Raw genomic sequence first — 12,585 nt, 5'->3', positions numbered from 1 at the left:
CGCCCGGGCGGGCGGCCCGGCCCCGGCACCGGTCGGCCGGGTCTACGGGCCGGCCTGCGGGAGGCGCACCGTACGCAGCCGGCGGGCCCCGGCGGTCCCGGCGCAGCCCGCCAGCCCCAGCGCGTCGCCCAGTTCGCAGGCCAGCAGGTCGAGCACCCGCCGGACGCCGTCCTCGCCGCCGGCGGCCAGGCCCCACATCGGCGGGCGTCCCACCAGGACCCCCGAGGCCCCCAGGGCCAGCGCCGTGAGCACGTCCGTCCCGCTGCGGACCCCGCCGTCCACCAGGACCTCGCAGGCCCCGCCGACGGCCTCCACCACCGCCGGCAGGGCGTCGAGGCCGGGCAGGGCGCCGTCGAGCTGCCGGCCGCCGTGGTTGGACACCACGACCGCGTCGACCCCCGACTCCGCCGCCCGCACCGCGTCCTCCGGCGCCAGCACCCCCTTGAGCACCAGCGGCAGCCGGGTGGCGGCCCGCAGCTCCTCCACACAGGACCAGGTGAGCGCCGGCGAGAACGCCTTCGCGGTGTGGGCCGCCACCGCCGAACCCCCGGCGGGCCGGTGCGCCGCCGAGGCGGCACCGGCGTCCAGGTGCGCGGCCCGCACGCCGGCCGGGAGCGCGAACCGGTTCCGCACGTCGCGCAGCCGGCGGCCCATCCAGGGCACGTCGACGGTGAGCATCAGCGCCTCGCAGCCGGCGTCCTCGGCCCGGCGCGCCAGCTCCAGCGAACGCCCGTGCTCCCGGAGCCAGTAGAGCTGGAACCAGACGGAGCCGCCGGCCGCCGTGACCTCCTCGACGGGGACGCTGCTCAGCGTGGCGACCGTGAACGGCACCCCCGCCGCCTTCGCCGCCCGCGCGGTGGCGAGCTCGCCGTCCGGATGGACCATGCGGTGGTAGGCGACGGGGGCGATCGCCACCGGCATCCGGACCGGCCGGCCCAGCAGCACCGCCTCCGTGCCGCACTCCGAGACGTCCCGGAGCACCCGCGGGGTGACGAAGACCCGGTCGAAGGCTTCCCGGTTGGCCGCCAGCGCGCGCTCCCGGCCGCTGCCGCCCGCGATGAAGTCCCGCACCTCGGGCGGGAGTACGGCCGCCGCGGCCCGCTCGGCGTCGTCCAGGCCGCACCACGGCTGCGGGGCCGCCGCGCCGGGGAGGACCCCGCCCGCGCCCGGGTCCCGCCGGCCGCCGGGGCCGGGGAATCCGGGCGGAACGGGCGACGCGGCGGCCCGCTCGTCACCGTGCGGCACGCTGGCCCGTCCGCTCCAGCTCGACCGCCTCGTACAGCGCCTTGATGTTGGAGCTGCCGAAGGTCCGCGCTCCCCGGCGCTCGATCACCTCGTAGAAGATCGTGCGCCGGGGGTGGGTGGAGGCGGTGAAGATCTGGAACAGCTGGCCCCCGTGGTCCTCGTCCACGAGGAGGTTGGTGGCCCGCAGGTCGTCCAGGGTGTGGGTCTTCAGCCCGATCCGCTCGCCGAGCAGGTCGTAGTAGGTCCCCGGGGTCCGGAGGAACCCGACCCCGCGGCCCGAGAGCGCACGTACCGCGCCGACGGCGTCGTCGCTGGAGAAGGCCAGATGCTGGACGCCCGGTCCGTGGTGGCTCTTGAGGAAGTCGTCGATCTGCCCGGGCTGCGCGTCCGGGTCCGGCTCGATGAGCGTCAGCGTCACCGCACCGGTCTCCGCGCTCTGCACGACCCGCGACTCCATCGCCTGGGCGCCGACGACGATGCGCTCCTGGTAGATCTCCCGGAATCCCAGAGCCCGCTGGTAGAAGCCGGCCGTTGTGTCGAGGTCGCCCGCGGTGAGGCAGACCGCGATGTGGTCGACGTCGAGCAGGCCCACCCCGGCGGGGGCCCCGGGCCCCTCCCGGCGCTGCGCCGGTACGAAGCCGGCCGGGAGCCCGGGGCCCTCGCCGGGGGCGCGTTGCACCAGGGTGTGCACCACGTCCCCGAAGCCGCCGATGGCGGCCGTGACGGCGGGGCCGCCGCCCTCGTGCCGGACCGGTTCCCGGACCGGGCGGGCGCCGGCCGCCACCGCCGCCTCGAAGGCCGCGGTCACGTCGGCGGTGCGCAGCGCGATGTCGGCGACTCCGTCGCCGTGCGCGGCCACGTAGGCGGCGGCGGGGTGATCCGCCGCGTCCGCCGCGGTCAGCACCAGGAGGACGCGGCCCTGGCGCAGGGCGATACCGCGGTGACCGGCGGTTCCGCCGGTGCCGGCGACCGTGAAGCCGTACTGGCCGGTCCAGGCGGCCACCGCCGCCTCCAGGTCGTCGACGTACATCTCCACATAGTCGATCGCGAGGTCGTTGAGGGGAGCCGTTGCGGGTAAATCCGTCATGGGAGTCCTCGTACGGAGAAGGTGCGGATTCAAAGCCCCGCACGCCGTGCCGCGGAATGGCGGAGGAATATCCGCGTCCCCGGGAAAGATCCGGACCGTCATCGAAAACGGCCCCGTGTATTCCTCTTCCGGGGGTTCCCCCTCACCGCGGGCCGCGAGGCCGGGCATTTCGTTTCTGCGGCCCGATGCTACGGGCGCCGCGGTGAAGTCCGCACCTGTCAAGGGAAAGCCGGCAAACGGCGGACGGTGTTCCCCGCCGCCGCGCGGATATCCGCCCCGCGCGGCCATTGCCGGGGATCCCGCGACGGACGATGCTGAGGGCGCGCGGCACGCGCCGTGCCCCGTAACGCCCCCACGCTCTCCCGCATGCGACAAGGACTCAGATGACGGAAATCCTGCAATCGGAGACCGCCCCGGCGGGGCTGTCCGCGGACGCGCTGCACGCATCGCTCGGCGATGTGTCGATGGAGTCCATGAACCTGCTGAACCAGATCGCCGACACCCATCCCCGCGCGGTCTCCTTCGCCGCGGGCCGGCCCTACGAGGGCTTCTACGACGTGGACCGGTTACCCGAGTACCTGCGGGTCTTCTGCGACCACCTGCGCACCGAACGGGGGATGGACGAGGCGGAGGTCGCCCGCACCCTGTTCCAGTACGGAGCCACCAAGGGCATCATCACCTCCCTGGTGGCCCGGAGCCTCGCCGTGGACGAGGGAATCGAGACCGGCCCCGGCTCCGTGGTGGTCACCGTCGGCTGCCAGGAGGCGATGTTCCTGGTGCTGCGCGCGCTGCGCGCCGACGACCGCGAGGCGCTGCTGGCACCGAGCCCGACCTACGTCGGCCTGACCGGCGCCGCGCTCCTCGCCGATCTGCCCGTGCTCCCGGTGCGCACCCGTGAGAACGGCATCGACCTGGACGACCTGGTGGAACGGCTGCGCCGGGCACGCGCCGGGGGCCTGCGGGTCCGCGCCTGCTACGTCACCCCCGACTTCGCCAACCCCTCCGGGGCCAGCATGGACCTCGCCGCCCGGCACCGGCTGCTGGACATCGCCGAGGCCGAGGACCTGCTGCTGCTGGAGGACAACGCCTACGGACTGCTCGGCGGGACGGCCGGCCGGCTGCCCACCCTCAAGTCTCTCGACCGCCGTCAACGGGTCGTCTATCTCGGCTCGTTCGCCAAGACCTGCATGCCCGGCGCACGCGTCGGCTACGTGGTCGCCGACCAGCGGGTCACCGGCGGCAGCGGCGGCGGGACGCTGCTCGCCGACGAACTGTCGAAGATCAAGAGCATGCTCACCGTCAACACCTCCCCGATCGCGCAGGCCCTGGTCGGCGGCAAGCTGCTCTCCCACGGCTGCAGCCTCGCCGAGGCCAACCGCCGGGAGACGGAGGTCTACCGGCGCAATCTCCGCCAGGTGCTCGACGGGCTGGCCCAGCGGCTGGGGAACGTCCCCGGCGTGGAATGGAACGCGCCCGCGGGCGGGTTCTTCGTCGTGCTCACCGTGCCGTTCACCGTGGACGACGGCCTCCTGGAGTACGCGGCCCGCCGCCACGGCGTGCTGTTCACCCCCATGCACCACTTCTACGGGTCCTCGGCCGGGTTCCGCCAGCTCCGGCTGTCCGTCAGCACACTGACGCCCGACCGGATCGAGGAGGGCCTGGACCGGCTGTCCGCGCTCGTCACCGAACGTCTCGCGGAGCACGGGGCGGCCGGCGGGCCGGTGCCGGGAGGCGGGTCGTGAGCCTCCGCACGCTCGCCGTCATCGGCACCGGCCTGATCGGCACCTCGGTCGCCCTGGCGGCCCGCCGTCAGGGGGTCACCGTGTACCTGTCGGACCGGGACGAGTCCGCCGCCCGCACCGCCGAGGACCTGGGCGCCGGACGGGCCGCGCCGCCGCCGGAACCCGTGGATCTCGCCGTGGTCGCCGTACCGCCCAGCCTGGTCGCGCCCGTGCTGGCGGAGTCGCAGGCACGGCGGCTGGCGCTCAGCTACACCGACGTGGCGAGCGTCAAGTCCCGTACGGAACGGGAGATCCTGGCCACCGCACCCGACCCGACCCGCTACGTCGGCGGCCACCCGATGGCCGGCCGCGAGTGGTCGGGCCCGCGGGCGGCCCGCGCGGAACTGTTCCGGGAACGCACCTGGGTGCTCACCCCCACCCGGCTGACGTCCAAACGGGCCTTCGACCGGACCCTCGACCTGATCGCGCTGTGCGGCGCCGTCCCCCGGGTGATGCGGGCCCGGGCGCACGACGAGGCGGTGGCCCTCACCTCCCACGCCCCGCACCTGGTCGCCAGTCTGATGGCGGCACGGCTGCGGGACGGCTCCGCGGAGGCCGCCCACCTCGCCGGCCAGGGGCTGCGCGACGTCACCCGGATCGCCCGCGGCGACTCCCGGCTGTGGAGCGACATCCTGGAGTCCAACGCCGCCGCCGTCGCCGAGATCCTCACCCGGCTCCAGGAGGACCTCGCCGGAGTCCTGGCGGCCCTGCACGACCTCGCGTCCCCGGGCCCCGCTGCCGTCCCGGGCCCCGCCGCCCCGGGCGGCACCGGACCCGGCGGGGGAGACGTGGTGCCCGTCCCGGGCAGGCACGCCCTGGTGGACCTGCTCGACCGGGGCATCGCCGGGGTGGGCGGCCTCGACGGCGCGGGCGGCGGCCGCCGCGGTGCCCCGGGCCACCCGGAGACCCCGGCGTTCCCGGTGGCGGGCGGACGGTGAGGCGGCGGGCGTGAGGGGGCGGCGGAGGGAGGGCCGCGGGACGGTGAGGGAGCGTGGGGCTGTGAGGGGGCGCCGGGCGGTCCGGGCCCCCGCGGACCGGAGGAGTTCCCCCGGCAGTCTGCACCGGCCGGGGTAACACCGCGGTGACAGTGCTTGTGTCCGCCGTGTGACCGGCGCCCGCGTACAACTTGGCCCCATGTTCACCACAACCAAGCCCACCGTGGCCAAAACCCTGCTGGCGGCGTCGGTCCTGCTGACCGGCGCCCTCCTCAGCGGATGCTCCGACGACTCGTCGGCCGCCTCCGCCGGCGACACCGACTCCGAGGCGAGCGCCTCGCCCGGCAGCCCCTTCGAGCAGGCGCTGGCCTTCTCGCAGTGCATGCGCGACAACGGGGTGGCCGGCTTCCCCGACCCGCAGCAGCAGGAGGGCGGCGGCATCGCGCTGAGCCCGGGCGACGGCAACGTCGACCCGAACTCCGAGTCCTTCAAGTCCGCGCAGGAGGCGTGCCGCGACAAGATGCCCCAGGGCCAGCTCGGCGGGGGCGGCGGCAACGGCGAACCGCTGGACTCGGCGAAGGTCGCCGCCTGGGCGAAGTGCATGCGCGAGAACGGCCTCCCCAAGTTCCCCGACCCCGAGATCAACGGCAACAACCTCGGGATCGACTTCGCCGGTTCCGGCATCAACCCGGCCGACGACGAGTTCCAGCAGGCCCGGGCGGCCTGTCAGGACAAGTGGCCCGGCGGCGGCGTGACGATCTCGGGCGGCGGCGCACAGTGACGGCACCGGACGGGACACAGGAGCGCGAGCGGGACGAGGGGGCGGACCGTCCGGGCCCGTCCGGCGATCCCTCCGCGGCCCTGGAACTGCGCACCCCCGGCGAGGTGGCCGACCGCCCGGCGGCCGGGGCCTCCACCCGGGAGACCTCCGGGGACCCCGGGCCGCGGGAAACGGCCCGGGACCTCGAAACCCGGGAGAAGCCGGCGGAGACCGCCGGCAGCGGCGACGACGGCGAGGGCGCGGCCCCGCCGGCGAGCCACCGCAGAAGCCGTCCGCTGCGCACCTCGATGATCGTGGCCGCCGCGATCACCGTGGTCGCGGCGGCCGGCGCCGCCACCACCGGGGCCCTCGGCGGCGACGGAGCGGGCGAGGCGAACGCCGCCCCCTCCGCCCCGCCGAAGACCGCCGAGATCCAGCGCACCACCCTGACCCGCACCGAGACGGTCGACGGAAACCTCGGCTACGGCGAGGCCTCGGCCGTCCAGGCCCCGGCCGGAGCCGGGAGCGGGCAGCCGGCGCGGAACGGCACCGGCGGCGACGGCGGAAGCGCCGGGATCATCACCTGGGTGCCCGAGGACGGCGACGTCATCAAGCGCGGCGGCACCGTCTACCGCGCCGACGAGGAGAAGGTCCCGCTGCTCTACGGCTCCACGCCCTTCTACCGCACCCTGGGGCCGGGCAGTGAGGGCGGCGACGTCAAGATCCTGGAGAAGAACCTCTCCGAACTCGGCTACACCGGCTTCACCGCCGACGACACGTACACGGAGACCACCGCCGAGGCCGTCCGGGACTGGCAGGACGACCTCGGCCGCGAGGAGACCGGCAGGGTCGGACCCGGGGACGCCGTGGTGGCGCCCGGTGCCCGCCGCGTCGCCGACGTGAAGACCTCCCCCGGTGCCCTGCTCAACGGCACCGTCCTGACCTGGACCGGCACCGAACGCATCGTCACCGTCGATCTCGACGTGCGGTACGAGGACCTCGTCGAGAAGGGCACCAAGGCCACCGTCACCCTCCCGGACGACAGCACCGTCCGGGCGGAGGTCACGGATGTCGGCACCCTCTCGGGCTCCGGCGACGCCGGCGACGCCGGCTCCGGCGGTCCCGGGAACGGCGGCGGGAACGAGGACCCCACCCTGCCCGTGGAGCTGGAGATCGCGAAGCAGAAGGGGCTCGGCAGCTACCAGGCCGCCGGCGTCGAGGTCACGGTGAAGGCGGAGACCCGCGAGAACGTCCTCGCCGTCCCCGTCAACGCGCTGGTGGCGGAGCGCGGCGGCGGCTACGCCGTGGAGGTCGTCGACGCGGACGGCACCGTGGAGCGGCGTGCGGTGAAGCTCGGCATGTTCGCGGACAGCCTGGTGGAGGTGTCCGGCAAGGGCATCACCGACGGCCTGGTCGTGGGGGTCCCCAAGTGACCGAAGCGCCCAGCCCGGTGGTCGAACTGTCCGGGGTCCGCAAGACGTACGGGGACGTGACGGCGCTGCGGGACGCCGGGCTCGTCATCCGGCGCGGCGAACTGCTGGCCGTCGTCGGCCCGTCGGGCTCCGGGAAGTCCACGATGCTCAACATCATGGGCACCCTCGACCGCCCCACCGCCGGCACCGTGCGCATCGACGGGCACGACATCGACCACCTCAGCGACCGCGAGTTGTCCGCGCTGCGCGCCGGAACGATCGGTTTCGTCTTCCAGCAGTTCCACCTCGCCCCCGGCATCCCGGCCCTGGACAGCGTCGCGGACGGGCTGCTCTACAGCGGCCGCCCGCGGGCCGAGCGGCGCAGGCTCGCCGAGCGTGCCCTGCGCCGGGTCGGCCTCGGCCACCGGCTCCACCACGAGCCGCACCAGCTCTCCGGCGGTGAGAAACAGCGGGTGGCCATCGCCCGCGCGGTGCTCGGCGACCCGCCGCTGCTGCTAGCCGACGAGCCCACCGGTGCGCTGGACTCCCGGTCCGGCCTGGTGGTGATGGAGCTGCTGCACGAGCTGCACCGGGCCGGTACCACGGTCGTGGTGATCACCCACGACCGGGACATCGCGGCCTCCCTGCCGCGCGAGGTCCGGATCCGCGACGGCCGGATCGAACACGACTCGGACGGCGCCGGACCCGCGCTCGCCGCCGGCCCGGACGACGGCGGGGCCCTCGCACCGGCCCCGGTACCCGCCGCCGCCCTGACCGCGGGGGAGGCCGTGCGATGACCACCGTGAAGGAGACCGCCGCGGAGGAGCCGGTGCGCCCGGCCCCGTCCCGCCCGGCCCGGCCCCGCCCCAGGCCGGCCCGGATGAACCCGGCCGACGTCCTGCGGGTGGGCGGCTCCGGACTGCGTTCCCGGCCCCTGCGGGTGTTCCTTTCGGCGCTCGGCATCGCCATCGGCATCGCCGCCATGGTCGGCGTGGTGGGCATCTCCACCTCCAGCACCGAGGACCTCAACCGCCGGCTCTCCGCGCTGGGCACCAACCTGCTCACCGTCACCCCCGGCCAGTCCTTCGGCGGCGGCGCCGCCCATCTGCCGGACGAGTCCGTGGAGATGATCGGGAACATCCCGGAGGTGGAGTCGGTCTCCGCCCTCGGCAAGACCGGGGCCAAGGTCTACCGGAACGACCACATCCCCAAGGAGGAGACCGGCGGCCTCAACGTCTACGCGGCCCGCACGGATCTGCCGGAGACCGCAGGTGCGGAGATCGTCGACGGCCGGTGGCTGAACGCGGCCAACCAGCGGTACCCGGCCGTGGTGCTCGGCCCCACGGCCGCGGAGCAGCTCGGGGTGTTCCGGGCCGGGACCGGCACGAAGGTCTGGATGGCCGGGCAGTGGGTCACCGTCGTCGGCCTGCTGGCCCCCAACGAACTCGTCCCGGAGCTGGACTCCGCCGCGCTGACCGGCTGGACCTTCGCCGAGGAGGAACTGGGCTTCGACGGCTACCCGACGACGGTGTACACCCGTGTGGAGGAGGCGGCCGTCACCGACGTACAGGCGATCCTCGGTGCCACCGCCAACCCGGAGAACCCCAGCGAGGCCAACGTCTCCCGGCCGTCCGACGTGCTCGCCGCCAAGCAGGCCACCGACGACACCCTCAGCGGACTGCTGCTGGGGCTCGGCGCGGTCGCCCTGCTCGTCGGCGGCGTGGGGGTGGCCAACACCATGGTCATCTCGGTACTCGAACGCAGGTCGGAGATCGGTCTGCGCCGCTCCTTGGGGGCCACCCGCGGCCAGGTCCGCAACCAGTTCCTCTGCGAGGCGCTGCTGCTGTCCGCGCTCGGCGGCATCGGCGGGGTCCTGCTCGGCATCGCCGTCACCTCCGGCTACGCCACCTACCAGGGCTGGCCCTCGGTGGTGCCGGTCTGGGCGATGGCGGGCGGGGTCGGTGCGACCCTGGTGATCGGCGGGCTGGCCGGCTTCTATCCCGCGCTGCGCGCCGCGCGGCTGCCTCCCACGGAGGCCCTGTCCACCACGTGACCGCACGGACCACGGTGCCCTCGTCCGCCTCACATCCCCCGCGGGCGGCGAGGGCACCGTCTTGCGCGTACGGGAGCCGACTGCCGCCCGCCGCCCGTTCGCCGGGGACATACGGCCGGGCCATACGTCCGGGACGGCGGGAGACCGCGCCTCCCCTTCCGTACCGCGGAACGGCCCACGGAGCGGAATCCGGAAATCCGTCGTCCGCGCGCACGGGAAAACCCCCGGCGGCGGGAAAACGCGACGGCACCGGGCACAAAACAACCGGACAGCAGCGACAGCGTACAGTCTGCCGAACTCCCCGGAAATGTCCAGCCGTTACTGCCTGCCGGGCCTGTTCCGCCGCCTTATCGGCCCCGTATTCTCACCGCATGACTGAGCCCATGGGAAAAACCGGCGACAGTGCCCTGTACGAGCTTCTGCAGGCGCACCACATCGGCACGCTCGTCACCCTCAAGCGCGACGGCCGCCCCCAGCTCTCCAACGTCGGCTACGCCTACGATCCCCAGTCCCGCGTCATCCGCCTCATGGTGACCTACAACCGGGCCAAGACCCGTAATCTGCGCCGCGATCCGCGCGCGAGCTTCTACGTCACCAGCAGCAACGGCTTCTCCTACATGGTGGCCGAGGGCGAGGCCGAGCTGACGCCGATCACCACCGACCCGCACGACGCGGTCGCCGATGAACTGGTCCGGGTCTTCCGCGGTTTCCAGGGTGAGCACCCGGACTGGGAGGGCTTCCGGGCCGCGATGGTGGCGGAGCGGCGCCTGGTGATCCGGCTCGCCGTGGAACGGGTGTACGGGGCGGCCGGCCGGCGTGTCCTGGCGGGCAGCCGCCCGGCACCCGCGGACGGCGCCGGTTCCGGCGGGCCGGGGCTGCAGCTCGGCCGCGGGCCGGGGCCGCAGCACGGCGGGGGGCCGGGCCTCCAGCTCGGCCGGGGGCCGATGCCGCAGCACGGCGGGGGACCGGGTCCGCAGACCGGCGGAGGGCCCGAGGGCCCGGGCGGCATCATGGTCGGCTGACCCGCCGCCCCCGCTCCCTTTCCGGCGCTCTCCACCGGCCACCGCACCGCCTTCCGCGGCCCCGGCCGGCACTGCCGGAATTCCACCGGTGACGGTGATGGACGATCTGCCGAATTCACCGGACCGCCCCCGGAAACACGCCCGCCCACGTATTCCACCGGCAGGGGCTGCCGGACCGCCGGACTCACCCGATGCCGGCGCCGAATGCCCGGTGCGCGGCCGGTATTCCCGGTCCCCTCCGCATTCCGCTCTCTCCGCGGAAGCCGTGTTCTCTCTCCGTGCGCCCGGACCACGCATGACGCCTGCACGTGCGCATTCCGCTTTCCGTTTCCCCGCGCCGGGACGGGGAGCGGACCGGAGAACGGCCCGGCCGGGGGGAAGCGGGGGAAGCATCCCCGATGGGACGGGACCGGAGGCGCCCGGGCGTGACGAGGCCGACCCGGCCACTCCCATGACCGGCCGGCGGGGCACCGCTCGGGCCGGCCCGCCGTCCGCCCCTCGCCGCCGCCCGGGTGGCCACCGACGGCTTGGCCCTGCCCGTTTCCGTCCGGCCCCGCCCGTTTCCGCCGTGCCCGTACGGTCTCGCGGCCATTGGCACGCCCACGGCCGGTGATCTCCGTCTCCGGCTGTGCCATTGGCCCAGTGGACAGGGCCTCGCTTGAGCACATGGGTGCGGAGATGCTCTCATGGATGCGTCGATGGCGCTGCGGGACTTCCGCGGCGCCTTTTTCGTGCCGGGGCGCCGGAAGGGCGGAAAGAGTGCTGAAGAGGATGTTCGTGGCTCCGGATCCGGAGCGGCTGCGTCTGCGCAGCGCGCTGCGGGCCGTCCTGGGCATCGGTCTCGCGGTGAGCCTGTCCCTGCTCACCGGCCACGAGCTCCCCGCCGTCATCGCCGGCGGTCTGACGGCGCTCCTCGCCCTCTTCACGGTCACCGACACCACCGTCCGCCGGCAGGCCGCCACCACCGCCCTGTTCCCGGTGGCCGGCTTCCCGGTCCTCGCCCTGGCGACCGTGCTGCACGACCAGCCGCTCCTGCGCGACGCGGCGTTCCTCGCGGTCGCCGTCGCCGGCGTGTACGCACGGCGCTGGGGCCCGCGTGGCCATGCCCTGGGCACCTTCGCGTTCATGACCTTCTTCGTGGCGCAGTTCCTGCGGACGGTCCCGGGCCAGCTCCCCGGCCTGTACGCCGCCATGGCCCTCGCCCTGCTCGCCTCCTCGGCGGTCCGCTTCGGCCTGTGGCGCTATGAACGGCGGATGGCGCCGCCCGTCCCGCCGCCCCCGCCGGGCGGCCGCGGCCTGGCCCGGACGAGCACCCGGCAGGCCGTCCAGGTGGCGGTCGCGGGCGGGCTCGCCCTCGGCCTGGGCCAGGCGCTGTCGCAGGAGCGGTGGTACTGGGCGGTGGGCACCGTCTGGTGGATCTTCGTCAACACCGCCTCGCGCGGCGAGACCCTGGTCCGCGGCTGGCGGCGCGTGGTGGGCACCGTCACGGGGGTCGCCGCCGGGCTGTTCACCGCCGTACCGCTGCACGGCGACCCCGCCCCGACCGCCGTCCTCGTGGCCGTCTGCGTCTTCGGCGTCTTCTACACGGCGCCGCTGTCCTACAGCTGGATGATGTTCTTCGTGACCGTCATGGCCGGGCTGCTCTACGGCCTGCTCGGCGTACTGGACGAGGCGCTGCTCGCCCTGCGGGTCGCGGAGACGCTGGCCGGCGCGGTCGCCGTCGTGGTGGCGGTGGCCGTCGTCCTCCCCGTCACCACGCATGCCGCCACGGACGCCTGGATCCAGCGCTCCCTGCTGTGCGTCCGGCGGTGCACGACGGAGGCCTCCCGGCGGCTGGCCGGTGACGGCGGCGCCGACCCGGCGCCGCACGCCGCCGCGCTCGAAGCGCTGCTCGCCCGGGTGCGCGTCTCCGTGGCCCCGCTCCTCCACCCGCTCAACCCGTTCACCGCCCGCAGGGAACGGGCCCGCCGGATCGTCGCCCTGCTCGACGAGTGCGCCGAGCGCCTTCGGGACCTCACCGAGCTCACCGCCGACCCCGAGGCATCCCACGACTCCCGGCTGACCGACGCCTGCCGGCGGGGGGAAGCGGCCGTCGCCGCGCTCGTGACCCCCGGCGCCGCGGCGGTGGCCGCCGTGCCCGTCGTCGCGGAGACACCGCAGCACCCGGGCACCGAACGCGCCCTCGCCTGTCTGCAGGGTCTGGAGGTGGCGCTCGTGTCGCTCGCCGCGCCGCTGCGGAGTTCTCCGCGCGCGCCGCTGGCCTCCTCCTGATCCGCTGCGGCACGGAGGC

At 74.8% G+C, this 12,585-nt stretch carries 9 protein-coding genes and 1 pseudogene; 8 read left to right on the top strand and 2 right to left on the bottom strand.

What is annotated here, in order from left to right; all coding sequences use genetic code 11:
• Positions 1-42 precede the first annotated feature (42 nt).
• A complete protein-coding gene (locus tag SXIN_RS02375; RefSeq protein WP_095757885.1) occupies positions 43-1,116 on the bottom strand; it encodes an alpha-hydroxy acid oxidase in 1,074 nt (357 codons plus the stop codon).
• Between the two features lie 115 nt (positions 1,117-1,231).
• On the bottom strand, positions 1,232-2,332 hold the full coding sequence (gene hppD / locus SXIN_RS02370) for a 4-hydroxyphenylpyruvate dioxygenase (RefSeq protein ID WP_095756506.1): 1,101 nt from the start codon (positions 2,330-2,332) through the stop codon (positions 1,232-1,234).
• A 383-nt stretch (positions 2,333-2,715) separates the two neighbouring features.
• Between hppD and SXIN_RS02365 the strand changes: the two genes are divergently transcribed.
• The 8 genes and pseudogenes from SXIN_RS02365 to SXIN_RS02330 all read left to right on the top strand — a co-directional run bounded on the left by SXIN_RS02365 (position 2,716) and on the right by SXIN_RS02330 (position 12,566).
• On the top strand, positions 2,716-4,074 hold the full coding sequence (locus tag SXIN_RS02365) for an aminotransferase-like domain-containing protein (RefSeq protein WP_019708099.1): 1,359 nt from the start codon (positions 2,716-2,718) through the stop codon (positions 4,072-4,074).
• A complete protein-coding gene (locus SXIN_RS02360; RefSeq protein WP_095756505.1) occupies positions 4,071-5,051 on the top strand; it encodes a prephenate dehydrogenase in 981 nt (326 codons plus the stop codon). The genes SXIN_RS02365 and SXIN_RS02360 overlap by 4 nt, the downstream gene beginning before the upstream one ends.
• A 196-nt stretch (positions 5,052-5,247) precedes the next feature.
• A complete protein-coding gene (locus SXIN_RS02355; protein WP_019708101.1) occupies positions 5,248-5,829 on the top strand; it encodes a hypothetical protein in 582 nt (193 codons plus the stop codon).
• Positions 5,826-7,241 carry a peptidoglycan-binding protein gene (locus tag SXIN_RS02350; RefSeq protein WP_238153647.1) on the top strand — a complete coding sequence of 472 codons (1,416 nt, stop codon included), beginning with the start codon at positions 5,826-5,828 and terminating at the stop codon, positions 7,239-7,241. Before SXIN_RS02355 ends, SXIN_RS02350 begins: the two co-directional genes overlap by 4 nt.
• Positions 7,238-8,017 carry an ABC transporter ATP-binding protein gene (locus tag SXIN_RS02345; protein WP_095756504.1) on the top strand — a complete coding sequence of 260 codons (780 nt, stop codon included), beginning with the start codon at positions 7,238-7,240 and terminating at the stop codon, positions 8,015-8,017. The genes SXIN_RS02350 and SXIN_RS02345 overlap by 4 nt, the downstream gene beginning before the upstream one ends.
• Positions 8,014-9,273 carry an ABC transporter permease gene (locus tag SXIN_RS02340; protein WP_202859784.1) on the top strand — a complete coding sequence of 420 codons (1,260 nt, stop codon included), beginning with the start codon at positions 8,014-8,016 and terminating at the stop codon, positions 9,271-9,273. The genes SXIN_RS02345 and SXIN_RS02340 overlap by 4 nt, the downstream gene beginning before the upstream one ends.
• Before the next feature lie 371 nt (positions 9,274-9,644).
• Positions 9,645-10,076, top strand: a pseudogene (locus SXIN_RS02335) (PPOX class F420-dependent oxidoreductase); the annotation flags it as partial.
• 990 nt (positions 10,077-11,066) lie between these two features.
• Complete coding sequence (locus SXIN_RS02330) at positions 11,067-12,566, top strand: FUSC family protein (RefSeq protein WP_192883541.1); 1,500 nt, start codon at positions 11,067-11,069, stop codon at positions 12,564-12,566.
• Positions 12,567-12,585 lie beyond the last annotated feature (19 nt).

The organism is Streptomyces xinghaiensis S187 (genome assembly GCF_000220705.2).
Classification (GTDB): Bacteria; Actinomycetota; Actinomycetes; order Streptomycetales; family Streptomycetaceae; genus Streptomyces; species Streptomyces xinghaiensis.
This window is presented reverse-complemented; position numbering and strand designations above follow the sequence as displayed.

Coding starts and splice junctions, on each gene's coding strand:
- hppD (WP_095756506.1), bottom strand. CDS start 2,332: ATGACGGATTTACCCGCAACGGCTCCCCTCAACGACCTCGCGATCGAC.
- SXIN_RS02365 (WP_019708099.1), top strand. CDS start 2,716: ATGACGGAAATCCTGCAATCGGAGACCGCCCCGGCGGGGCTGTCCGCG.
- SXIN_RS02355 (WP_019708101.1), top strand. CDS start 5,248: ATGTTCACCACAACCAAGCCCACCGTGGCCAAAACCCTGCTGGCGGCG.
- SXIN_RS02340 (WP_202859784.1), top strand. CDS start 8,014: ATGACCACCGTGAAGGAGACCGCCGCGGAGGAGCCGGTGCGCCCGGCC.
- SXIN_RS02330 (WP_192883541.1), top strand. CDS start 11,067: ATGTTCGTGGCTCCGGATCCGGAGCGGCTGCGTCTGCGCAGCGCGCTG.